This is a genomic window from Burkholderia sp. IT-111MI5 (assembly GCF_949752865.1).
GTDB classification, from domain to species: domain Bacteria; phylum Pseudomonadota; class Gammaproteobacteria; order Burkholderiales; family Burkholderiaceae; genus Burkholderia; species Burkholderia pyrrocinia_C.
Genome location: NZ_CATKIF010000018.1, coordinates 1 through 23,782 on the forward strand (window position 1 = coordinate 1; position 23,782 = coordinate 23,782).

The 23,782-nt window shown below is 69.1% G+C and carries 20 protein-coding genes; 6 read left to right on the plus strand and 14 right to left on the minus strand.

The window, feature by feature from the left end:
- Positions 1-74: 74 nt before the first annotated feature.
- The 9 genes from ACM6JT_RS17400 to hutH all read right to left on the minus strand — a co-directional run bounded on the left by ACM6JT_RS17400 (position 75) and on the right by hutH (position 11,177).
- Positions 75-1,412, minus strand: a complete 1,338-nt coding sequence (locus ACM6JT_RS17400) for a glutamine synthetase family protein (RefSeq protein WP_105391888.1) — start codon at positions 1,410-1,412, stop codon at positions 75-77.
- A gap of 12 nt (positions 1,413-1,424) precedes the next feature.
- Positions 1,425-2,231: a gamma-glutamyl-gamma-aminobutyrate hydrolase family protein gene (locus tag ACM6JT_RS17405; RefSeq protein ID WP_407970723.1), complete on the minus strand. Its 807-nt coding sequence runs from the start codon at positions 2,229-2,231 to the stop codon at positions 1,425-1,427.
- A gap of 754 nt (positions 2,232-2,985) precedes the next feature.
- A complete protein-coding gene (gene hutG, locus ACM6JT_RS17410; RefSeq protein WP_072436964.1) occupies positions 2,986-3,783 on the minus strand; it encodes an N-formylglutamate deformylase in 798 nt (265 codons plus the stop codon).
- Between the two features lie 59 nt (positions 3,784-3,842).
- Positions 3,843-5,219 (minus strand): formimidoylglutamate deiminase, encoded by a 1,377-nt coding sequence (locus tag ACM6JT_RS17415; RefSeq protein ID WP_034183522.1) that lies wholly within the window; start codon positions 5,217-5,219, stop codon positions 3,843-3,845.
- A 152-nt stretch (positions 5,220-5,371) separates the two neighbouring features.
- Positions 5,372-6,595: an imidazolonepropionase gene (gene hutI / locus ACM6JT_RS17420; protein ID WP_407970725.1), complete on the minus strand. Its 1,224-nt coding sequence runs from the start codon at positions 6,593-6,595 to the stop codon at positions 5,372-5,374.
- 4 nt (positions 6,596-6,599) lie between these two features.
- Entirely contained in the window at positions 6,600-7,223 is a 624-nt protein-coding gene (locus ACM6JT_RS17425) for a HutD family protein (RefSeq protein ID WP_414856925.1), read from the minus strand.
- A 2-nt stretch (positions 7,224-7,225) separates the two neighbouring features.
- Complete coding sequence (gene hutU, locus ACM6JT_RS17430; RefSeq protein ID WP_034183520.1) at positions 7,226-8,914, minus strand: urocanate hydratase; 1,689 nt, start codon at positions 8,912-8,914, stop codon at positions 7,226-7,228.
- 39 nt (positions 8,915-8,953) lie between these two features.
- Positions 8,954-9,649, minus strand: a complete 696-nt coding sequence (hutC, locus tag ACM6JT_RS17435) for a histidine utilization repressor (RefSeq protein WP_105391883.1) — start codon at positions 9,647-9,649, stop codon at positions 8,954-8,956.
- Positions 9,650-9,653: 4 nt separating this feature from the next.
- Positions 9,654-11,177 carry a histidine ammonia-lyase gene (gene hutH / locus ACM6JT_RS17440; RefSeq protein ID WP_034183518.1) on the minus strand — a complete coding sequence of 508 codons (1,524 nt, stop codon included), beginning with the start codon at positions 11,175-11,177 and terminating at the stop codon, positions 9,654-9,656.
- Between the two features lie 214 nt (positions 11,178-11,391).
- Here hutH and ACM6JT_RS17445 point away from each other — a divergent pair, with 214 nt between their 5' ends.
- Positions 11,392-12,312, plus strand: a complete 921-nt coding sequence (locus ACM6JT_RS17445; RefSeq protein ID WP_175749869.1) for a glutamate/aspartate ABC transporter substrate-binding protein — start codon at positions 11,392-11,394, stop codon at positions 12,310-12,312.
- Between the two features lie 21 nt (positions 12,313-12,333).
- On the opposite strand, the gene ACM6JT_RS17450 is transcribed toward ACM6JT_RS17445, so the two are convergent.
- Both ACM6JT_RS17450 and ACM6JT_RS17455 read right to left on the minus strand, forming a co-directional pair.
- The gene (locus tag ACM6JT_RS17450; protein WP_258281452.1) at positions 12,334-13,089 is read right to left on the minus strand and encodes a 4'-phosphopantetheinyl transferase family protein; all 756 of its coding nucleotides are present in this window, start codon (positions 13,087-13,089) and stop codon (positions 12,334-12,336) included.
- Between the two features lie 270 nt (positions 13,090-13,359).
- Entirely contained in the window at positions 13,360-14,400 is a 1,041-nt protein-coding gene (locus ACM6JT_RS17455) for an alpha/beta fold hydrolase (RefSeq protein ID WP_414856926.1), read from the minus strand.
- A gap of 267 nt (positions 14,401-14,667) precedes the next feature.
- On the opposite strand from ACM6JT_RS17455, the gene ACM6JT_RS17460 reads away from it, so the two are divergent.
- The 3 genes from ACM6JT_RS17460 to ACM6JT_RS17470 all read left to right on the plus strand — a co-directional run bounded on the left by ACM6JT_RS17460 (position 14,668) and on the right by ACM6JT_RS17470 (position 17,138).
- Positions 14,668-15,609 carry a LysR substrate-binding domain-containing protein gene (locus ACM6JT_RS17460; RefSeq protein WP_414856927.1) on the plus strand — a complete coding sequence of 314 codons (942 nt, stop codon included), beginning with the start codon at positions 14,668-14,670 and terminating at the stop codon, positions 15,607-15,609.
- Positions 15,610-15,795: 186 nt separating this feature from the next.
- Positions 15,796-17,025 (plus strand): MFS transporter, encoded by a 1,230-nt coding sequence (locus ACM6JT_RS17465; protein ID WP_258170567.1) that lies wholly within the window; start codon positions 15,796-15,798, stop codon positions 17,023-17,025.
- On the plus strand, positions 17,016-17,138 hold the full coding sequence (locus ACM6JT_RS17470; RefSeq protein ID WP_034183512.1) for a hypothetical protein: 123 nt from the start codon (positions 17,016-17,018) through the stop codon (positions 17,136-17,138). The genes ACM6JT_RS17465 and ACM6JT_RS17470 overlap by 10 nt, the downstream gene beginning before the upstream one ends.
- Positions 17,139-17,168: 30 nt before the next feature.
- On the opposite strand, the gene ACM6JT_RS17475 is transcribed toward ACM6JT_RS17470, so the two are convergent.
- On the minus strand, positions 17,169-18,647 hold the full coding sequence (locus tag ACM6JT_RS17475) for a cryptochrome/photolyase family protein (RefSeq protein WP_414856928.1): 1,479 nt from the start codon (positions 18,645-18,647) through the stop codon (positions 17,169-17,171).
- Between the two features lie 289 nt (positions 18,648-18,936).
- On the minus strand, positions 18,937-19,917 hold the full coding sequence (locus ACM6JT_RS17480; protein WP_217589334.1) for an acetyltransferase: 981 nt from the start codon (positions 19,915-19,917) through the stop codon (positions 18,937-18,939).
- A 356-nt stretch (positions 19,918-20,273) separates the two neighbouring features.
- Here ACM6JT_RS17480 and ACM6JT_RS17485 point away from each other — a divergent pair, with 356 nt between their 5' ends.
- Complete coding sequence (locus ACM6JT_RS17485; RefSeq protein ID WP_414856929.1) at positions 20,274-21,635, plus strand: MFS transporter; 1,362 nt, start codon at positions 20,274-20,276, stop codon at positions 21,633-21,635.
- Positions 21,622-22,671, plus strand: coding sequence for a lactonase family protein (locus ACM6JT_RS17490; RefSeq protein WP_414856930.1), 1,050 nt, complete (start codon positions 21,622-21,624; stop codon positions 22,669-22,671). The genes ACM6JT_RS17485 and ACM6JT_RS17490 overlap by 14 nt, the downstream gene beginning before the upstream one ends.
- A 60-nt stretch (positions 22,672-22,731) precedes the next feature.
- Here ACM6JT_RS17490 and ACM6JT_RS17495 read toward each other — a convergent pair whose 3' ends face one another.
- Positions 22,732-23,769, minus strand: a complete 1,038-nt coding sequence (locus tag ACM6JT_RS17495) for an AraC family transcriptional regulator (protein WP_217589329.1) — start codon at positions 23,767-23,769, stop codon at positions 22,732-22,734.
- Positions 23,770-23,782: the final 13 nt, after the last annotated feature.

The following is a 23,782-nucleotide window of genomic DNA, read 5'->3' on the forward strand; positions in this document are numbered from 1 at the left end:
TGTGCGCGGCCGGTCGCGGTGAAACGGCTTCGTTTCGGTCGGTCATGTTTCCTCCGTAAAGCAGTGCCGCACGCTCATACGTGCAGCAGCAGATGGCGGCGTTCCCACGAGCTGATCACGCGGAAGAACGCTTCGTATTCGGTTTCCTTCAACGCCAGGTAGGCCTTCACGAACTTGTCGCCGAGGATGCCGGCGAGCGGCTCGCACGCGGCCATCAACGAGATGCCCTCCTCGAGATTGCGCGGCAGCTGGTACGGCAGGTCGTAACCGTCCGATGCGATCGGCTCGGTCGGTGCGAGCTGCTGCGTCATGCCGAGATAACCGGCGGCGAGCGTCGCCGCGAACGCGAGGTACGGGTTGCAGTCGACGCCCGGAATCCGGTTCTCGATGCGTCGCGCCACCGGGCTCGACTGCGGGATGCGGAAGCCGACCGTGCGGTTGTCGTAGCCCCACTGCACGTTGATCGGCGCGGCCATGAAGCGCGACAGCCGGCGATACGAGTTGATGTACGGCGCGAAGATCGGCATCAGCGCCGGCGTGTATTTCTGCAGCCCCGCGAGATAGCTGTGGAACAGCGGCGACACGGCGCCGTCTTCGTCGGCGAACAGGTTGCGCCCCGTGCGCGCATCGGCAAGGCTCTGGTGGATATGCATCGCGGACCCCGGCTCGTTTTCCATCGGCTTGGCCATGAACGTCGCGTACATGTTGTGCCGCAGCGCAGCCTCGCGCACCGTGCGCTTGAACAGGAACACCTGGTCGGCCAGCGGCAGCGCGTCGCCGTGCACGAAGTTGATCTCCATCTGCGCGGCGCCGACTTCGTGGATCAGCGTCTCGATATCGAGGCCCTGCATCTCGCAGTACTCGTAGATGTCCTCGAACAGCGGATCGAACTCGTTGACGGCCTCGATCGAATACGACTGGCGGCCGGTCTCCGCGCGCCCCGTACGGCCGACCGGCGGACGCAGCGGCAGGTCGGGATCGGCGTTCATGTCGACCAGATAGAACTCGAGTTCCGGTGCGACCACGGGCTTCCAGCCCTTCGCGTCGTACAGCTCGAGCACGCGGCGCAGCACGTAGCGCGGCGAGATCTCGACCGGAGAGCCGTCGAAGTGCACGCAGTCGTGGATCACCTGCGCGGTCGGATCGACAGCCCACGGAATCAGGCAGATCGTCGACGGATCGGGCACGCACACCATGTCGGGATCGGTCACGCCGGTCAGCGAGCCGTCCTCCGGATAGTCGCCGGTGACGGTCTGCACCATCACGGCCTGCGGCAGCCGCATCGATTCGCCGGATTCGAATTTGTTGCGCGGGATGATCTTGCCGCGCGCGATGCCGGCCATGTCGGGAATGATCGCCTCGACCTCGGTGATGCGGTGTTGTCGCAGGAATTCGCTCAGTTCGGGTTGCATGATCGGCCTCTTTCAGTCGACGTCGGATGCGGCCGGCGACGGCGTCGCGCCGCCGGCCGCATGAATGCGATGCGTCATGCGCGCGCGGCACGCCGCGCCGAATGCCGCGAAGATGTCGCGCGACAGCGGCTGTTCCGCGAAACGCCATTCGGGATGCCACTGCACGCCGAGCGCGAATGCGCGCGCGCCGCGCACGCTGACGGCCTCGACCAGTCCGTCGGGCGCGCTCGCTTCGACGACGAGCCCCGCGCCGAGACGCTCGATGCCCTGGTCGTGCAGCGAATTGACCGTCGCCTCGTGCGCGCCGCGCGCGACCCGCTGCAGCAGGCCGCCCGGCGCGAGCTGCACGACGTGCGCGGGGCCGTACTGCCGTTCGAGCGGATCGGCCGCCCGCTCGCGATGGTCGTCGAAGCCGGTCGTCGCGTGCAGCCGCTGATGCAGCGTGCCGCCGTACGCGACGTTCAGCTCCTGCATGCCGCGGCAGATCGCGAGCACCGGCACGCCCGCGTCGATCGCCGCGCGGATCAGCGGCAGCGCGGTCGCATCGCGCGCGGGATCGTGCAGCGTGTCGGGCGCACTCGCAGTGCCGCCGTAATGATGCGGCTCGACGTTCGAGTAGCTGCCGGTAAACAGCAGCCCGTCGACCGCCGCGACAATCGCATCGGCCGGCTGGCGCGCGCCGAGCGCGGGCAGCACGAACACAAGCGCGCCTGCGCCGTCGACGAGCGCGGCAAGGTACTTCTCGCCCGCCGTGTGATTCGGATGCGCACCGCGCAGGATGCGGTCGGCGGTGACGGCTACGATCGGGCGCACACGCATGGGCGTTTCTCCGGTGATCGTGCGCAACTCGTTCGCGCGCGGGACGACAAGGGTCCGCGGTTGCACCGCACGCGCGCACCACGACGCGACGCATGGGCATGCGCGATCCCGCCGCGCGGACGATGCGGCAACAGGCGATGCGGCCCGGGACGAAAGCGGAAAAGGACGCTAGGGCAACAACGATGCGCTGCCGTCGCACTGCACCGCGCTGAACACTTGCGCGGTCACGAGGTTGTAGCGGCGCAGGCCGCGATGGGAAACAGCGAAGAAACGAGGCTCGCGTAAAGGGGCGGCACGCGTGCCGCGATCAGCATGCCGGATCGACCCGGCCTGAGGCGGCGCGCCCGCCGACGGACTTCGGATCCGGCGTATCGAAGGGCTGGCGGCTTTCACGATCGTACTCGACTGACTGACGGATGCAGGACACGTGTCGCGATGAAGCGCATGCGGCAATGCCGCGCGGCGACACGTCGGCAAGGTGTCTCGCAACGGATTCCGGCACGGTGCAACCATGATCGATGGCTCCGCCGCCGGTGCGCGTGCGAGACGACTTCCTGACATTCAGCTTATATCACCTAAAAATTGCGTCAAATTTTCAGGTCCCGATGACGATATCGATCAGACAAAAAAACGGCATCGATCGCCGGGATCGATGCCGTGTTGTGCATTGCGTCGGCGCGGATACTGCGCGCCGGCGGGCTGTCGCCCGCTGCTCCGCCGCGCCGCCGCGCCGCCGCAAGCGGGCGGGCCGTGCTCAGCGATACGCGAGCGCGGTTTCGACGAGCGTCTGCAGCAGCGGCACGATCCGCGCTGCACGCGCTTCGTCGTACGCGTACGGACGCGTCTCTTCCATGTAGGTGATCTGCGACAGCTCGAGCTGCACGGCTTCTACACCGGTGTCGGGCACGCCGTAGTGACGCGTGATGTAGCCGCCCTTGAAGCGCCCGTTCGCGACGGCCGTATAACCGCCATGTGCGAGCACGCGCTCGGCCAGCGCCTCCGCGAGGCCCGGTGCTGCGCTCGCGCCGCCCGACGTGCCGAAGTTGAAGTCCGGCAGGCGGCCTTCGAAGAAGCGCGGCACGTGCGAGCGGATCGAATGCGCCTCCCACACGAGCACGCGGCCGTGCTCGCGCTTCAGGCGCGCGACTTCGCCCTGCAGCGCGTCGTGATACGGACGCCAGTAGCGGTCGCGGCGACGCATGATCTCGTCGTTGCCGGGCAGCGCGTTCGCCGGATACAGCGGCGCCTTGTCGAACGTATCGACCGGCACGAGCCCCGTCGTGTCCTGCCCCGGATACAGGTTCTCGTTGTCGGGCGGACGGTTCAGGTCGACGACGTAACGCGCATGCGACGGCACGAGGATCGACGCGCCGAGGCCCGCCGCGAACCCGTACAGCCGCTCGAGATGCCAGTCGCAATCGTCGACGAAGCGCGCGTCGGGCGTCATCGTCGCGGCGATGTCGTCGGGGATGTGCGTGCCTGCGTGCGGAATCGAGATCAGCAGCGGCAGCGTGCCCTGCTTCAGCGTAATTACAGCCGGTTGTTCAGTCATGTCGCATCACCGTTAGAGTCTGCCGGCGCACGCGGGCGGCGTGCGCCGGTTGCCGCGCGTCAGCGCAGCAGTTGCGCCAGCGCGGCGCGGTAGTCTGCATACGCGACGGTTTCGTCGCGATGGCGGCGGCCGCTCACGACGCGCTCGCCGCCCGTGTAGACGTCGAGCACGGGCGTCTCGCCCTGCTCGGCGAACACGATGCCCGACAGCCAGGACGCGCTGCCGTGCTCGGCGATCGCCGGATGATCGGGATCGAGCACGAGCCAGTCGGCGCGACAGCCTTCGCGCAGCGCACCGACGCGCCGCCCGCTGGCCTGCGCGCCGCCCGCGAGCGATGCATCGAACAGGCGATCGGCGACATGCGCCTGCGTGTCGCTCGCCAGCACGTTGCGCGCGCGGTGCACGAGCCGCTGCCCGTATTCGAGCAGGCGCAGTTCCGCGCGCCAGTCGACCGATGCGTGGCTGTCCGAGCCGACGCCGATCACGCCACCCTGCGCGAGATAGTCGACAGCCGGGAACACACCGTCGCCGAGGTTTGCTTCGGTTGTCAGGCACAGGCCGGCGACCGCGCGACGCTTCGCGAGCGCTGCGGTTTCGGCCGCGTCGATGTGCGTCGCATGCACGAGGCACCAGCGTGCATCGACGTCGAAGCGATCGAGCAGCCATTGCACGGGGCGCGCCCCGTATGTGCGGACGCAGTCGTCGACTTCGGCCGTCTGCTCGGCGATATGGATATGCACGGGCGCGTCGTCGGGCAGCCCGTCGAGCAGTGCGCGCAGCCCGTTCTCGGACACCGCGCGCAGCGAGTGCGGTGCGACGCCGTAGCGCAGCCCGCCGTGCTCGGGCGCGGCGCGACGCATGGCGTCGAGCAGTTCGAGCAGGCCTTCGGGCGTATTGATGAAGCGGCGCTGGTCGTCGCGCGGCGGCTTGTTGCCGAAGCCCGCGAACTGGTACGACACGGGCAGCATCGTGATGCCGATGCCGGCCGAGCGCGCGGCGTCGACCACGCGCGTGCCGAGTTCCGCGATCTGCGGATAGCGCGAACCGTCCTGCGCGTGATGCACGTAGTGGAATTCGCACACCGACGTGTAGCCGCACTTGAGCATCTCGACATACAGCCAGCGCGCGACCGCCGCGAGCGCGTCGGGCGTGATCTTCAGTGCGAAACGGTACATCAGGTCGCGCCAGCTCCAGAAGCTGTCGGCGGGATTCGCGCGGTATTCGGTGAGCCCTGCCATCGCGCGCTGGAATGCGTGCGAATGCAGGTTCGGCATGCCGGGCAGCACCGGCCCGGCCGCACGCGCGACGCCTGCCGGTGCGTCGGTGTCGGGCGTCACTTCGGTCAGCGTGCCGGCTGCGTCCCAGCGCAGCAGCACGTTGCGGCGCCAGCCATCGGGCAGGTAGGCATGGTCCGCGAACAACATGGTGTCGGTCATTGCGAGTCCTCATTGACCGGAATCGACGCTCCAGCGTTCGATCCGATCCCATTCCACGGTTGGCAGGTGCCGGCGCATCGGCGCTGGCTCGTGCCCCGTTGCAGTCGACCGGACCGCACGTGCTTCAGCGCCTGGTCCGGTCCCATGCAAATCTATCCGTTCATCCGGCGAAACACGGTCGCGCCGCCGCGCACGACCTGCTCGCACAGCGGCCGGCCGATCCAGTAGGCGAGCTCCGACAGCGAACCGACCGACCACGCGGCAAAGTCGGCCTGACGCCCCACCTCGAGCGCACCGTGCCGATCCGCGCGGCCGAGCGCCGCGGCCGCATGGCGCGTGACGCCCTGCAGCACCTCGGGCACCGTCATGCGGAACAGCGTGCAGCCCATGTTCAACGTCAGCAGCAGCGATTCGAGCGGCGACGTGCCGGGGTTGTGATCGGTCGCGAGCGCGATCGGCACGCCGTGCTTGCGCAGCAGCTCGATCGGCGGCATTTGCGTTTCGCGGATGAAGTAATACGCACCGGGTAGCAGCACGGCGACCGTACCGGCCGCCTTCATCGCCTCGATGCCGGCTTCGTCGAGAAATTCGAGGTGGTCGGCGGACAGCGCGCGGTAGCGCGCGGCAAGTGCCGTGCCGCCCGCGTTCGACAGTTGCTCCGCATGCAGCTTCACCGGCAGCCCGCGCCGCGTCGCGGCCTCGAACACGCGCTCGGTCTGCGCGAGCGAAAAGCCGATGCGTTCGCAGAACACGTCGACCGCGTCGACGAGCCCCTCGTCGGCCAGCGTCGGCAGCATCCGTTCGCACACTTCGTCGATGTATGCATCCGCGCGGCCCGCATATTCGGGCGGCAGCGCATGCGCGCCGAGGAAGGTCGTGTAGACGCTGACCGGGAAGCGTTCGCCGAGCTGGCGCGCGACGCGCAGCATCTTGCGCTCGCTCGCGAGGTCGAGCCCGTAGCCCGACTTGATCTCGATCGCGGTCACGCCTTCGGCGAGCAGCGGCTGCAGGCGCGCGGCGGCCTGCACGAACAGCGTCGTCTCGTCGGCCGCGCGCGTCGCGCGCACCGTCGACACGATCCCGCCGCCCTGCCGTGCGATTTCCTCGTAGCTTACGCCCGCGAGGCGCTGCGCGAATTCGTCAGCGCGCGTGCCGCCGTATACGAGGTGCGTATGGCAGTCGACGAGGCCCGGCGTCACCCACGCGCCGTGCAGATCCTCGCGCTGCCAGTGCGCATGATCGTGCGGCAGCGCGGACAACGCGCCGAGCCAGGCGATCGTGCCGGTTTCGTCGACGGCGATCGCCGCATCGTCGATCGTCTCGTCGGGATGGCCGTGCGGACACAGCCTCAGGTGATGCCAGACAGTCGGTTTCATGCGTTCAGCCTCGTTCGCCGACGGCGAGCGAGACGGCAAGCAGCGCGCCGCCCCCGCTCACGACGACGTCAAACGCACGCCGCGGCCCATCGAGCCGCAGCGTGTCCATTTCTTCCAGTGCGTAGTGCGTGCCGTCGATTTCGACGCCGACGGCACCGGTCGCGCAAAACAGCAGCACGGTATCGGCACGCTCGATGCGATGCGCGCCTGCGCGCCATACGTCGAGCGCGCCGCGCGCGGCCGAACGGCGCGTCATCAGGTTGAAGTCGCGCGTCGCGCCGTCGTGCAGCGTCGCGTCGATCGCCGTCTCGCCCGCGAAATCCGCGCGCGCCAGCGGCGTATCGAGCACGTGGCGTGCACCGCCCGCTTCGACAAGCGTCATGCCCGCGCCGGACAGCAGCACGAGCGTGCGGTCGATCCCGTCGAAACGCGAGAACGGCCCGGCCGCGCCGACGTCCGCGACGCTCACGCGCCACGCGAATGCGTCGAGCGCGGCGCCGGGCGGGAATGCACCGATCTCGCGCGTCACGCCGCCGCCGTTCTTCCACGTCGACGCGACGAGATCCGCTGCGCGGATCATCGCGGCGGCCAGCGTCGCGTTCACCGGCGCCTGAGCGAGCGCCGTCATGCTCAGCGGCCGAGCATCGGCAGCTTCAGGCCGGCTTCGCGGGCCGTCTGCTGCGCGAGTTCGTAGCCGGCATCCGCATGGCGCATCACGCCCGTCGCCGGGTCGTTCAGCAGCACGCGGCCGAGACGCTCGTGCGCTTCAGCCGTACCGTCGGCGACGATCACGACGCCCGAGTGCTGCGAGAAGCCCATGCCGACGCCGCCGCCATGGTGCAGCGACACCCACGATGCGCCGCCTGCCGTGTTCAGCAGTGCGTTCAGCAGCGGCCAGTCGCTGACCGCGTCCGAACCGTCCTTCATCGATTCCGTCTCGCGGTTCGGGCTTGCGACCGAACCCGTGTCGAGGTGGTCGCGGCCGATCACGATCGGTGCCTTCAGTTCGCCGTTCTTCACCATCTCGTTGAACGCCTGGCCGAGGCGGTAGCGATCCTTCACGCCGACCCAGCAGATCCGTGCCGGCAGGCCCTGGAACGCGATGCGCTCGCGTGCCATGTCGAGCCAGTTGTGCAGGTGCGGATCGTCGGGGATCAGTTCCTTCACCTTCTGGTCGGTCTTGTAGATGTCCTCCGGATCGCCGGACAGCGCGACCCAGCGGAACGGGCCCTTGCCTTCGCAGAACAGCGGGCGGATGTACGCCGGCACGAAGCCCGGGAAGTCGAACGCGTTCTCGACGCCCATTTCCAGCGCCATCTGGCGGATGTTGTTGCCGTAGTCGAGCGTCGCCGCGCCACGGTCCTGCAATGCCAGCATCGCGCGCACCTGGACGGCCATCGACTGCTTCGCGACCTTCACGATGCTCTGCGGATCGACCTTCTGCGCTTCGCGCCATTGCGCGACGGTCCAGCCCTGCGGCAGGTAGCCGTTGATCGGGTCGTGCGCGCTCGTCTGGTCGGTCACGCAATCCGGCGTGATGCCGCGCTCGACGAGTTCCGCGAACACGTCGGCCGCATTGCCGAGCAGGCCGATCGACACCGGCTTGCCCGTGCGCTTCGCTTCGTCGATCATGCCGAGCGCCTCGTCGAGCGTCGTCGCCTTCTTGTCGACGTAGCGCGTCTTCAGGCGGAAGTCGATGCGCGTCTCGTCGCATTCGACCGCGATCATCGAGAAGCCGGCCATCGTCGCGGCCAGCGGCTGCGCGCCGCCCATCCCGCCCAGGCCGCCCGTCAGGATCCAGCGGCCCGACGGATCGCCGTTGAAGTGCTGGTTCGCCACCGAGAAGAACGTTTCATAGGTGCCCTGCACGATGCCCTGGCTGCCGATGTAGATCCAGCTGCCGGCCGTCATCTGGCCGTACATCATCAGGCCCTTGCGGTCGAGCTCGTGGAAGTGATCCCACGTCGCCCAGTGCGGCACGAGGTTCGAGTTCGCGAGCAGCACGCGCGGCGCATCCTTGTGCGTGCGGAACACACCGACCGGCTTGCCCGATTGAATCAGCAGCGTCTCGTTCTCTTCGAGATCCTTCAGCGACGCGAGAATCTGGTCGTAGCATTCCCAGTTGCGCGCCGCGCGGCCGATGCCGCCGTACACGACGAGCGCGTGCGGATGCTCGGCGACTTCCGGATCCAGGTTGTTCTGGATCATCCGGTAGGCCGCTTCGGCCAGCCAGGTCTTGCAGGTCTTCTCGCTGCCGCGCGGCGCGCGGATCGTGCGCGTCGGATCGAGACGGGGATCGATGTGTTTCGGATGGTTCATGACGACTGCTCCCGAAGGAAAATGAATATCAAATAGGAATCAGAAATGCCCGGTGAAGCGATAACGGCTGCCGGGATGCCACAGATTCGCCACCGAGGCGACGACGCCCTGCGACCAGGTGCGCCGATGTAAAACCAGACACGGCTCGACGTCGTCCATCCGCAGCTGCTCGCGCCGCTCCGGCGCCGGCGCCGCCGCTTCGATCCGGTACTCGACGCGCTGCAGCGGAGCCGCGCGCATCAGGTACAGGTTCGGCGTCGTGTTCGTGAAATCCTGCTCGGCGTAATCCGGCGCGACCGCCGGATTCACCCATCGTTCTTCGAGCTGCACCGGCTCGTCGTTCTCGAAGTGCAGCACCTGCGAATGAAACAGCTTCGTGCGCACGGCCACCTGCATCTCGTCGGCGAGCGCCTCGTCGGCGCGGATCGTCTCGAGGCCGAGCACGCTGGCGTGATACGCATGCCCGCGCGCGCCGACCTCCTCCGAGATGCTGCGGATCGCCACCAGCGTCGACTCGTACTTCGGCCGCGCGACGTAGGTGCCCGCGCCCTTCATGCGCGTGAGCACCTGCTCGGCCGTCAACTCGCGCAGCGCGCGGTTGACGGTCATGCGCGCAACCTTGAACTCGCGCGCCAGCTCGTTCTCGGACGGCACCTGGTCGCCCTCCTCCCACTCGCCGGCGTGGATGCGGCCCAGGATGAAATCCTTGATCTCCTGGTAGACCGGCGCGCTCATCGGCTTACTGTTCCGATGCGAACGAGAACGGGCTGATCTTCGCGAACGCGCGTTCGCCGACCAGCTGCGCGATCGCCGCGATGTCCGGCGCGAAGTAGTGGTCGAGCTCGTAGTGCGCGACCTTGCTGCGGATCGTTTCCATCGCGGGCGCCAGCTTCGGGCTCGTGTGATACGGCGCGCGCAGGTCGACGCCCTGCGCGGCGGCCAGCAGTTCGATCGCGAGGATGTGCTTCGTGTTGTCCGCGATGTCGGCGAGCTTGCGCGCGGCGAACGTCGCCATCGACACGTGGTCTTCCTGGTTCGCGGAAGTCGGCAGCGAGTCGACCGACGCCGGATGGGCGAGCGTCTTGTTTTCCGACGCCAGCGCGGCGGCCGTCACGTGCGCGATCATGAAGCCCGAGTTCACGCCGCCGTCCCGCACGAGGAACGGGGGCAGGCCCGACAGCGTCGCGTCGATCAGCAGCGCGATGCGGCGCTCGGCCAGCGCACCGATTTCCGCTGCGGCCAGCGCGAGGTTGTCGGCTGCGAACGCGACCGGCTCGGCGTGGAAGTTGCCGCCCGACAGCACTTCGCCGGTGTCCGGGAAGATCAGCGGGTTGTCCGACACGGCGTTCGCTTCGATCAGCAGCACGTCGGCCGCATGGCGCATCTGGTCCAGGCACGCGCCCATCACCTGCGGCTGGCAGCGCAGGCTGTACGGATCCTGCACCTTGTCGCAGTCGCGGTGCGACTGGTTGATCGGCGAGCCTTCGAGCAGGTCGCGGTACGACGCGGCCGCGTCGATCTGGCCTTGATGGCCGCGCAGTTCGTGGATGCGCGCGTCGAACGGCTTCACCGAGCCGGCTGCCGCGTCGACCGACAGCGCGCCCGCGACGAGCGCGGTGCGATACAGGTCTTCGATCGAGAACATGTTGTCGAGCGCCAGCGCGGTCGATGCCTGCGTGCCGTTCAGCAGCGCGAGGCCTTCCTTCGCCTGCAGCGTCAGCGGCGCGAGGCCCGCGACGCGCAGACCGTCGAGCGCGCTGGCACGCTCGCCGCGGATGAACACTTCGCCGACGCCGAGCAGCACGGCCGACATGTGCGCGAGCGGCGCGAGGTCGCCCGACGCACCGACCGAGCCCTTCACCGGGATCAGCGGCAGCACGTCCGCGTTGAACAGCTTGATCAGCGCGTCCATTACTTCGCGGCGGATGCCCGAGTGGCCGCGGCCGAGACTCGACAGCTTCAGCGCCATCAGCAGGCGCACCGACGAACGCGCCATCGGCTCGCCGACGCCGACCGCGTGCGACAGCACGAGGTTCTTCTGCAGCAGTTCGAGCTGGTCGTGCGGGATGTGCGTGCTGGCCAGGCGGCCGAAGCCCGTGTTGATGCCGTAGGCCGGCTCGCCCTTCGCAGCGATGTCGGCAACGGCCTTCGCGCCGGCGTCGATCTTCGCGAAGCTGGCCGGGTCGAGCGTCAGTTGCACGGATTCGCGTGCGATCCGGCGCAGTTGCGGGAGGGTCAGATGGCCGGGGGTCAACGTAATCATGTGAGCAATCCTGTCTAGACAAGTTCGGAATGGATTGAAGTGTAGCCAGCCAAACTTGTCTAGACAACCCGTTTTTCGCCGATTTCGACTTGGGAGTTTCCCTGATGTCCGGCGTGGCCTTGACGGGCCGCCCGAAGAACCCGGGCATTAACATATGTTGCAATTATTTTGTCTTTGGCAACATACGGATCACCATTCGCCAAGGAGCCCCGCCATGACCTTCCCACCGCGGTTCGCCGCCCTGTTCCGCCGCAGCCTGCTCGTCGCCGCGTGCACGCTCGCGTGCGGCGCATCGCTCGCCGCCGAGCCGCTGTCGGGCACGCTCGAGAAGATCCGGCAGAGCAACCTGATCTCGATCGGCCATCGCGAAACGTCGGTGCCGTTCTCCTATGTCGACGCGGGCGGCAAGGTGATCGGCTTCTCGCAGGACCTGTGCGACCGCGTGATCGCCGCGGTGAAGGCGCGCACCGGCAAGCCCGACCTGCAGGTGCGCTTCATCCCGGTCACGTCGCAGAACCGCATCCCGCTCGTGCAGAACGGCACCGTCGACCTCGAATGCGGCGTGACCACGAACCTGGCCGCGCGCCATGCGCAGGTCGCGTTCTCGACCACCTTCTTCGTCGCGACGACGCGCCTGCTGACGCGCACGACGTCGGGCATCCGCGACTTCCCCGACCTCGCCGGCAAGACGGTCGTGACGAACCAGGGCACGACGTCCGAACGCCTGCTGCGCAAGATGAACGAGGAAAAGAAGCTGAACATGCAGGTCATCAGCGCGAAGGACTACGGCGAAGGACGCCTCACGCTCGAATCGGGCCGCGCGGCCGCGTACATGATGGACGACGTGCTGCTCGCGGGCGTGCGCCAGCTCGCCGCGAAGCCGGCCGACTGGCAGATCGTCGGCACGCCGCAGTCGTCGGAAGCCTACGGGTTCATGCTGCGCAAGGACGATCCGCAGTTCAAGGCGCTCGTCGACGGCGTGCTCGTGCAACTGATGAAGCGCGGCGAGATCGACGCGCTGTACGACAAGTGGTTCATGAAGCCGGTGCCGCCGAAGGGGCTGTCGTTCGACTTCCCGATGAGCGACGTGATCAGGGCGCGCTACGCGGCGCCGAACGACACGCCGCTCGAATGAACGCCGCTCGTTGACGCCGGTTCACGCGCGCGTCCACGCGACGCATGCCGCGTAGCCGGGCGCCGCGTCGACCCACGCCGCGTCGAACGCCGCGACGCCGGCGGCGGGCGCGGCCGGCTCGACGATCGTCGTCGCCGGTGTCGCCGCATCGCGCGGCGGCACGACCGCGAACGCGCGCAGCCCGCCGCCGATGCCGGTGCCGAGCGCCTTGAGCAGCGCCTCCTTCGCGGACCAGACTCGCATGAATTCGCCGGCGCGCGCGTCGGGCGGCAGGCCGTCGAGATACGCGGCCTCGGCCGGCGCGCAGACTTCGCTCGTCAGCGCACGCCAGTCGGTCGTGCGGCTGCAGGATTCGATGTCGACGCCGACACGGCCCGCGGGCACCCACGCGAGCAGTGCATGATCGCCCGCGTGCGACACGTTGAAATCGAGCGTCGTGCCATGCGCGGGGTCCGGCGACGGCCGCCCCGCTTCGTCGACGACGATCGCGACCGCGTGCGGCGCGACACCGAGGGCCGCGCCGAGCACGTCGCGCAGCGCGGCGCGCGTCGCGGCGCTGCGCACCGCATCCTCGTGCCGCATGAAGCGTGCGGCCCGTGCACGCTCGGCATCGCTGAGCGCCGCATACGCGGGCGACGCCAGCGGCACGCGCCAGTCGAAATCGATGCGCGCGATCCGCACGCCGGCGCGGGACGCGGCGGCCGGCACGTCGAGCGCATGCATGCGCCACGCACGGGGGGTGTCGACCGGGAAAGCGGAATCGGACGGAATGGACATCGGCACGCGGCAGCCTGGGCTGTGGAATGAAACGTCCGATGTTAATCGATCGCGCCGGCGCACGAACCGGCATGTGCGCGGATTGCCGCGCCCGCATCGAACTGCTCGAGGAAGGTGCCGTGAGCCGCACGGCGCTGCCCGCGCGCTTCGCGGGGCTGTCGGCACCGATGCTCGCGATCGGTACCGAACGACGGATGCTTCACGAACGACACTCGAAGGCCGCGCGCAACAACGTGCCGCGTAGGCACCCCATTGCGCGGCCGCCCCGCTTCATCCGTTCGCGGCAACGCCCGGCACGCCGCCACCCGTCAACCGAGCACGCGACGCCGGATGCAGCGCGTGCACGCTGCCCGGCGCATCGGCCGGCAGCACGCCGTGTTGCAGCCAGTACAGCGCGACGGGCCACAGCGTGTCGGTGAAACGGCTGTGGAAAAACGCGAAATGGCCGATCGCGTCGACGCCGATGTCGGCCGGCGCAATCCGCAGGTGCGTGACGTCGCTGCCCGTGTAGTAACCGACCAGCCGCTCGATCGCGTCGATCGTGCCGAACGCGTCGTCATCGGTACCGATCGCGAGCATCGGTGCCGACAGCCCCGCGAAGCGCGCGGGCAGCGCCGCACGGCTCACGGCTCCGTCCTCGAACAGGCCGCCGACGTAGCCGTCCTCGAAACGCGGCCGCGAACGCGCCCACGACAGCGCGATGCCGCGCGGCGTGTCCTCCATCCAGCCGAGCCGCTTCGCGGGCACGTAGCCGAACACGGCCGCGAGCGCCGGCATCGCGACATGCCACTTCCACCACATGCGCCGCCGCTCGGCCGGCAGGTAATCGCGCCAGTACGCATACTGCGCGCCGACGGTCACCGCATGCCGCACGTGCACGTTCGATGCCGCGAGCCCGAGCACGCAGCCGCCGATGCTGTGCGCGACGACGTCGATCGGCTGGCCCGGAAACGCGTCGCGTGCGTATTGCAGCGCGGCCTCGCAATCGAGCTGCCCCCAGTCGAGCCAGTTCGCGCGCAGCTTCGCGAGCCGCGCCGGGCGCGACCCGCCGATGCCGCGATAGTCGTAGACGAGCACGTCGCGCCCCTGCGCGAACAGCCAGGCCGCGAAACGGAAGTAATAGTCGCAGCGCACCGACGTCGCGCAATTGACGACCGTCACGGGCCGCGCCGCACCGCCGCCGCGATGGCGCCACACATGGCCGCGCAATGCATAACCGTCGGCCGCGCGCAGCGTCACGGGCTCGGGCGGCAACGCGCCCGCCGCGCGACTGCCCGGTGCCGCTCCGTCTCCTTCGTTCGAAATCGTCATCCTGTCTCCTGTCGATCGCAGTTAGCGCTTTAGCGCTTACTGCGATCCCATGCTTCGCGGTCGACCAGAGTTAGCGCTTTAGCGCTTACTCTGGTCCCATGCTTTGCGGTCGGCCAGAGTCAGCGCTTCAGCGCCCGCTCCGGCCCCGTGCTTCACGCTCCGAGCCGGCGCGAGCCACCGCCCGCGCCCATCGGCCAGCCTCCATTGAACTTGACGCGTGCCGCGTCCTCAACCAATCTTCCTGCTCCGTTCGCATGAGTCACGCGCATGTCAACGCCTCTCATCCGTCTCCCGTCGCTCGACCTGGTCCGCGGTTTCGTCGCCGTCGGCCGCCGCATGAGCATCACGCTCGCCGCGCAGGACCTGTGCGTCACGCAGTCGGCGGTCAGCCGCCAGGTGCATGCGCTCGAAGCGCATCTCGGCGTCGTGCTGCTGCAGCGCGGCTACCGGAAGATCGCGTTCACGCCGGAAGGCGAACGGCTGTTCCGCGTCGCGGATGCGGCGCTGCACAGCCTGCAGGACACCGTCGCGTCGCTCGCCGCCTCGCGCGAACGCCAGCCCGTCACGATCACCGCGAGCATCGGCGTCACCGCGCTGTGGCTGCTGCCGCGACTCGGGCGGCTGCAGGCGCGCCTGCCGGAGATCGACCTGCGCGTCGCCGCGAACGACAAGGTACTCGATTTGCGCGCCGAGGGCATCGACCTCGGCATCCGCTATTGCCCGCGCGACCGCGCGCCGGCCGGCGCGCTGCGCCTGTTCGACGAGATCGTCGTGCCGGTCGCGCATCCCGCGCTCGCCGCGCGGCCGGTCACGAGCGCGGCCGCGATCGCCGACCACGTGCTGCTCGAATTCGACGGGCCGCCGCAACCGCAATTGCAGTGGCGCACGCACCTGCACGCGGCCGGGCTCGGCGACGCGCGCCCCAAAGGCGTGCTGCGCTTCAACCAGTACGACCAGGTGATCCAGGCCGCGATCGCGGGCCAGGGTGTCGCGCTCGGCCGGCTCGCGCTGGTCTCGCCGATGCTCGCGGACGGGCGGCTCGCGGTGCTCGGGCCGCACACGCAAGCGCTGTCGGATGCGTACGGCTACTGGCTGTTCCAGCACGATCCGGCCCCGCGCCGCGAAGTCGCCGACGTGCGCGACTGGATGCTCGCCGAAGCGGCCGAATGTGCTACCGCGATGCGCGCGCACGACATGGCGTCGACGTAAGCCGGCGCAGGCTTTCCGGATGACCGTGACCACGGCCGGCCGCCGCCACCTCGCCCGGCCGCACCCCGTCACATTCCCTACACGCATGCCAACCTGACCGAATGATCGCTTGAGCGACGCCGTACCCGATCGTCTAATCGGATCGAGCGCGGCCGTTTCGCCGCGCGCCTACATCCGGAGACACGCATGACCCCGATCGAGCAGGAAGTCCGGCGCCGCTGGCTGCCCGTGCTGGCGGGCGGCCTGATCATGGGCGCCGCGCTCGGCATCCGCCATGTGCAGGGCCTGTTCCTCGCGCCCGTATCGCTCGACCATGGCTGGTCGCGCGAAGCGTTCGGGCTCGCACTGGCGCTGCAGAACCTGATCTGGGGCGTCGCGCAGCCGTTCACGGGGATGGTCGCCGACCGCTTCGGCTCGGTGCGCGTGATCGTCGCCGGGATGCTGCTGTATGCGGCCGGGCTCGTCACGATGGCGCACGCGGCGTCGACCGGCATGTTCACGGTCGGCGCCGGGCTCGTGATCGGCATCGCACTGTCGGGCTCGGCGTTCGCGTCGATCTACGGCGCGCTGAGCCGCCTGTTTCCGCCCGACCGGCGCGGCTGGGCGCTCGGCGTTGCCGGCGCGATCGGCGGGCTCGGCCAGTTCTGCATGGTGCCCGTCGCGCAGGAACTGATCAGCGGTATCGGCTGGCGGCACGCATTCGTCGCGCTGGCGCTCGTCGCGGCGCTGCTCGCACCGCTCGCCGTGCTGCTGCGCGACCGGCCCGCGCATACGGCCGCCGCCGCCGGCCCCGACCAGTCGATCGGCGAAGCAGTGCGCGAGGCGTTCGCGCATCGCGGTTTCTGGCTGCTGAATGCGGGCTTCTTCGCGTGCGGCTTCCAGCTCGCGTTCATCGCGACGCATCTGCCCGCGTACCTGCTCGACCACGGGCTGCCGGCGCGCCACGCGAGCGTCGCGCTCGCGCTGATCGCATTGACCAACGTGGCCGGCACCTATGCATGCGGGCATCTCGGCGGGCTGCTGCGGCGCAAGTACGTGCTGTCGGTGCTGTACCTCGTGCGCGCATTCGCGATGGCCGCGTTCGTCGTCGTGCCGCTGTCGCCCGCGAGCGTCTACGTGTTCGCGGCCGTGATGGGGTTCACCTGGCTCGGCACGGTGCCGCTGACGAACGGCGTGATCTCGCAGGTGTTCGGCGTGCGCTACATCGCGACGTTGTTCGGTTTCGTGTTCTTCGGCCACCAGCTCGGCAGCTTCTTCGGCGTCTGGCTCGGTGCGATCGTGTACGACGCGACGCATTCGTACCTGCCGCTGTGGATCGGTTCGATCGCGCTCGGCGTGCTCGCAGCGCTTCTGCACCTGCCGATCGACGACGCGCGTGTCGCGCGCCCGGCATCGGGCAACGCGGCATGGGCATGATCCGCGCGGCGCTGGCGGCCGGCACGCTCGCGTTCGTCGCGTGGTGCGGCGCGGCCTACTTCGATTCGGGTATCGCGTACGCGCTGCTCGAACGCGTCGCGTTCTGCAACTGACGCGGCGAACCGTGCCGCGCGGGCAGACGATCAGCGACGTTTCGGCAATGCGGCCAGCGCGTCGAGCGCGCGAACGCGCGCGGCGGCGTGATCGACGAGCGGTGCCGGATAGTCGATGCCGGGCCGTATGCCGGCCGCGTCGAGCTGCAGCGGCGACGCTTCCCACGGCGCGTGGATCGACGCGGTGTCGAGGCCCGCGAGTTCGGGCACCCAGCGCCGCACGTACGCGCCGTCCGGGTCGAACTTCTCGCCCTGCGCGACCGGATTGAAGATGCGGAAATACGGCGCGGCGTCGGCGCCGCAGCCGGCTACCCACTGCCAGCTCGCCGCGTTGTTCGCGGGATCGGCGTCGACCAGCGTGTCCCAGAACCATGCTTCGCCCGCGCGCCAGTCGATCAGCAGATGCTTGACGAGGAACGACGCGACGACCATCCGCACGCGGTTGTGCATCCAGCCGGTCGTCCACAGCTCGCGCAGGCCCGCATCGACGAGCGGATAGCCGGTCCGGCCGCGCTGCCACGCGCGCAGCGCCGCGGAATCGTCACGCCACGGCATCGCGTCGAACTGCGCGCGGAAGTTGTCGGTCGCGAGCGCCGGGAAGTGATACAGCAATGCGTAGCTGAACTCGCGCCAGCCGAGCTCGCTCAGGAACTTGTCGGCGCCCGCAACGTACGCCGCGCCGCCTGCATTCGCGGCGCCCTGCACCGCGTGCCACACCTGTCGCGGCGATACGTTGCCGAAGCGCAGGAACGGCGACAGCCGGCTCGTCGCGGGCCGGTCGGGACGATCGCGCGCATCCGCGTAGCCGGCAAGCGACGCCGTCAGGAACGCGTCGAGCCGTTGATGCGCACCGGCCTCGTCGGGCGCGGGCCATGCGTCGCGCAGGCCGCCGGCCCAGTCCGGCACGGGCGAGCGCAATGCGAGCGCGTCGAGCGCCAGCGCACGGCCACGCACGGTTTCAGGCCATGGTTGAAACACGATCCGTTCCGGCTCCGGCAGCGGCGCGGCGACCGTGCGGTCGCGGCGCACCGCGCGCCAGTACGCGGTGAACACCTGGTACGGCGCACCGCTGCCCGTCAGCACCTCCCACGGCTCGTTCAGCAGGCTGCCGTTGCTGCTCTCGACCTTGACGCCGCGTGCCTTGAGCGACGCCTTCAGCGCCGCGTCGGCGTCGCGTTGCGGCTGCGCGTAGCGGCGGTTCCAGTACACGGCGGCCGCGCCCGTGTCGTGTACGACGCGCTCGATCTCGCGCTGCGCGTCGCCGCGCAACAGCAGCAGGCGCCCGCCGTGACGCGCGAGCGCGGCGTCGAGCCCGGCCAGCGACCCGTGCAGCCACCAGCGCGCTGCGCCGCCCGGCGGGCGCCCCGAACCGGCGCCCGTATCGTCGACGAACACGCACACGAGCGGCCGGCCTGACTCGACCGCGCGCGTCAGCGCGGGCTGGTCGGTCACGCGCAGATCGTCGCGAAACCAGACGATCGCGGGAGCAACGGACGACTTGGCGGGCACGGGCACCTCGATGCGGAAAGCGGAACAGGATGCGTATTGTCGCGGCTATGCCACACGGTGTCGACGCTCGACATGCCGACGTGCCGATGACGGCGACGGCCATCGCACCGCGTCGCGTGCCCGGTGAAACGCGTTAGTCCATTCCGACGATTCTTCGCCGCGTCCGCCGGCCTACGCTCGATGTCGGGTGCATCTGCACCGCGATGCGCGGTACGTGCCGGCCGTGTTCGCAGGTGCGACGGGTGATTCGGCTGATCAGGCCACGGCGCGCGCGTCGCCGATCGCTTCGTCAATCGAGCCGGAACGCCGCCTCGAAACGCGCGGCGAATGCGTCGAACTCGGTTTCCGGCAGATGGTTGATGCCGCCCGCGCGCTTGCGCCCGCCGCCGGTCGCAAAGCCGCGGCAGAACTCGTCGGCGCCGAGCGGCCGGCCGTCGGGCACGCGCACGCTGACGACGAGCCCGCCATCGGCGCGCGGCGACAGCACCGCGAGCGCCGCATGCGGCGCGTTGCGCATTCGTTCGTTCGCGAGCATCCCGGTCGCGCGCCGCGCCCACGGTTGATCAGGCATCCGTACTAACGTCGCGCCCGGCACTTCGCGCAGCGGCGCAAGCGCGCATGCGCGCGCCATGTCGTCGCGGTAGCCGTCGCGCAGTGCGGCGAACACGGCGGTCCCGCGCACGAAATCGAGCGGATCGACGCACGGCAACATCGCGTCGGCGAGCGCCGCCGGATCGAAGTGCAGATCGCCGATGCAATCGCCGTATGCGTTGTAGTTCAGGTAGAGCCCGAGTTCGGCGAGCGTGCAGCGTTCGGCGTCGTCGATCCCTTGCTCGCGCGCGAGCGCGTCGCCGAGCGCCGGCAGTTCGTCGCCGAATGCCGCGACGATCGCCCAGCGCACATGCCGGCCGCCGAGATGGCGGTTCACGAGCGCGCTCGTGCAGACATCAGCCGCCGTGTCGATATGCGCGTGAAAGCCCGGATCGGCGGGTAGCTCGCCTGCGAAGTGATGATCGAAATAGCGGACTGTCGCCCCTTCGCGCAGCAGTCGCGCGCACGCGTCGCGGTTCTGATCGTGCGACACGTCGAGCACGGTGACACGATCGCCGGCCCGCGCATCGATCCGCTCGAGCAGCCGGATGTCGCGCTTCACGCCGGTCACGAGCGTGCCGCGCACGCCTTCCGCGAGCCGCAGTTGCTGAAGCGCGCACAGGCCGTCCGCATCGCCGTTGAACGCGAAGAAGTGCCGTCCATGGTGGTTGTCCTGCATGTTCCGTCGCTCCGTCTTCAGCATGAAATCGCCGCCGTTCGCGCACATGCCATGCACACCGAGCGCGCGAGCCCGGTATTTTGCCGCAACCGCGCGCGCTCTCGATACAGCGTAGCCGGATTCACCTGCAAATGGCTTGCAGCGCACATGCCCACGACAGTCATACGTCATCAGACATGATCGAATATCCAACCGATCTCATGAAATTCACCAATATCCGGGAAATTTCCGGGTAAACCCGTGACGCCTCCATCAACACTCAGGCGTACCATGTCATACGACGACATACTACATAAGCCACCACCCAGACGCCGACGCGGGCTGCCGCCCCGTTCGCCGACCGACCGGAGACACCGTTGAACCCGCCCACGCTGCCCGGCCGCGACCCGCTCGCGTCCGCCGTCTCGAAAGTGAAGTGGCACGTGCTGCCGCTCGTGCTGATCATGTTCATCGCGAACTACATCGACCGCGTGAACGTCGGTTTCGTCGATCGCCACCTCGAAGCGTCGATCGGCATCGGCGCGGCCGCGTACGGGCTCGGCGCCGGGCTGTTCTTCGTCGGCTATGCGTTGTTCGAAGTGCCGTCGAACCTGCTGATGCAGCGCTACGGCGCACGCGTGTGGCTCGCGCGGATCATGGCGACGTGGGGCATCGTCGCGGCCGCGATGGCGTTCGTGTGGAACGACACGTCGTTCTACGTGCTGCGCTTCCTGCTCGGCGCGGCCGAGGCCGGCTTCTTCCCCGGCGTCGTGCTGTACCTGTCGCAATGGCTGCCGCCGCAGGAGCGCGGCAAGGCGATGGCGATCTTCCTCGGCGGCTCCGCGTTCGCGTCGGTGCTGTCCGGGCCCGTCACCGGCGCGCTGCTGTCGATCCGCGGCTTCGGCCTCGAAGGCTGGCAATGGATGTTCCTGATCGAAGGGCTGTTCTCGGTCGCGCTGTGCGGCGCGAGCTGGCTGCTGCTGAAATCGCACATCCGCGACGCGACGTGGCTCACCACCGACGAACGCGCGGCGCTCGAAACGGCGCTCGACGAGGAGCGCGCGACGCGCGACGTACGCTCGAACGTGCCCGTGCGCGCCACCGCGCTGCTGCGCGATCCGCAGATCATGCTGTTCTGCTTCCTGTACTTCTCGATCCAGCTGACGATCTACGCGGCCACGTTCTGGCTGCCGACGATCATTCGCAAGATGGGCGGCCTCAGCGATTTCCAGGTCGGCCTGTACAACACGATTCCGTGGATGATCGCGATCGGCGCGATGTACGGTTTCGCGGTGTTGTCCGCGAAATGGAAGCATCCGCAGCGCTGGCTCGCGTTCGCGCTCGTGCTCGCCGCGTGCGGGCTGTTCGCGTCGACATCGCACGATCCCGTGTGGTCGTTCGCGTCGATCTGCTTCGCCGCGCTCGGCTTCAAGGCCGCTGCGTCGCTGTTCTGGCCGATCCCGCAGGGTTACCTCAACACGCGCGTGGCCGCGGCCGTGATCGCGCTGATCAACTCGGTCGGCAATCTCGGCGGCTTCGTCGCGCCGACGGCATTCGGCTATCTGAAGCAACATACGGGTTCGATCACGGGCGGGCTGTATGCGCTCGCGATCGCGTCCCTCGTCGCCGCGGTCGCCGCGCTGTTCGCGCGCACGCACCGGCGCAGCGATCCGCCGCGCGGCCTGCCGGCCGACGAGTCCTTCACGAACGCCACGATGCTCCGCCATGCCGAACACTGACCGCTTCACCGTCGTCGTCTCGAATGCCGCCGACGGCGACCTCGCCACGTTCTCCCTCGCGAGCGACGGCACGCTCGCGCCGCTCGCCCGCTACCCGGCCGCCGACGTCGCGATGCCGATCGCCGTGCAGGCCGACCGCGCGCGGCTCTACGTCGCGACGCGCGGCGAGCAGCCGACGATCGTCGCGTTCCGCGTCGCCGCGGCCACGGGCGCGCTCGCACGCATCGGCGCGACCGCGATCGATGCGAGCCACGCGTACCTGTCGCTCGACCGCAGCGGCCGCTGGCTGCTCGGTGCGTCGTACGGCGGGCATTCGCTGAGCCTCTACGATGCCGCGCGCGTGCGCGACGGCGACGGCGCGCCGCTGCAGGTGGCCGGCGGCATCGCGAACGCGCACGCAGTGATCGTGTCGCCGGACAATCGTTTCGCGTACGTCAGTTCGCTCGGCTCGGATCGCGTGTTCAGCTTCGCGCTCGTCGAGAACGCGGCCGGCCCGCGTTTGGCCGAACACGGCGAAACGCGCGTACCGGCCGGCTTCGGCCCGCGTCACCTGCGATTCGCGCGCGACGGCCGCGCGCTCGTCGTCGTCAGCGAATTCCAGGGCACGCTCGCGACGTTCGCGCGCGATCCCGACAGCGGCCGGCTCGGCGACGCGCACGTGAGCGCGCGCCACCCGGCCGTCGCTGAACTCGCGCAAGGCCATGCGCGGCCGCCCGCGCCTGCCGAACCTTCGGTATGGGCCGCCGACCTGCACCTGACACCCGACGAGCGTTTCGCGTATGTCAGCGAACGCACTTCGAGCCAACTGCTCTGTTATCGCCGCACCGCCGACGGCACGTTCGAGCCCGCGCACGCGACGGCCACCGAGACACAGCCGCGCGGGTTCGCGCTCGATCCGTCGGGGCGCTGGCTCGTCGCGTGCGGCGAGCAGTCGGAATACGTGTCGGTGTATGCGATCGCGCCGGACGACGGCGCGCTGTCGCTGCACGCGCGTGCAGCAGGCGGGCGCGGCGCGAACTGGGTCGAGATCGTCTGACGAAGCGGCGCCGGGCGCAGGATCGGGAAGGCCGCAGCAAAGATCCGTTCGACCCCGCGCTCAGCGCCGCTCGCTCGGCGCAACACCCGTCCAGCGCTTGAACGCACGCGTGAAGTTAGCGCGGTCCGTATAACCGACGCGCGCCGCAATCTCGTCGACCGGCAGCCGCGTGCCCTCCAGCAGCCGCAGCGCATCGCGCAGCCTGATCTCGTCGAGCAGCGCCGAATAGGTCGCGCCGTACTCGGCGAGCTTGCGCTTGAGCGTGCGCGCCGACACGTGCAGCTCGCGCGCGACGTCGTCGACCGACGGATAACCGCCATCGCCGCAAATCAGCAGGTTGCGCACGCGCTCGACGATGCTCTCCGCATAACCGAGCCGCGCGAGTTCGGCCTCGCACTGCTGGACGATCATCTGCGCGGTCTGTGCGTTCGCGGTGCCGATCGGCTCGTCGAGCAGCGCGGCGTCGCAACGGATGCGGTTCGCGCTCGCGTCGAAATGACAGCGCGGCAGCCGCGCGCGATAACGCTCGAACCACGGCGGCTCGGGCCATTCGAAGTGCAGTTCGGCGCGCGACTGCAGCGTGCGCCCCGGCGCCGGATACAGCAACGAATTGAACAGGATCGCGGTCTCGACCAGGAAGTTCTCCACTGCAAACTGGCGCAGCCGGCCGAGCGGAAACGCTTCGAGCACGTCGATGTCGACGATCCCGTCGAGCTGCGCGAGCCGCACCGAGAAGAACGGCACGCGCGTCGGCAGATAGCGGATGCCGAGCGCGATCGCCTCGCCGAGCGTCGCGCAACTCATCAGCCCGAAACCGATCAGCCCCGCTTTCGTCAGGCTGCTGCGCAGGCCGATCTCGATCGCGATCGACGGATCGTCGGTCGCGTCGAGCAGGTTGAACACGATCGCCGCCTGCTGCAGCGGCGTGATGCGCGCATCGGGCTGCGCGAGCCGCTCGCGCTCGACGCCCGAGCCGGCGAGAATGCGGCCGCTATCGATGCCGCGCTCCTCGGCCAGCATCAGCATGAACAGCGCATACGCGGACGACACCGTCGCCTTGTTCAACTGGCGCGCGGCATCCGGGGCGGACAGGGCCATGCGGCGGACTCCG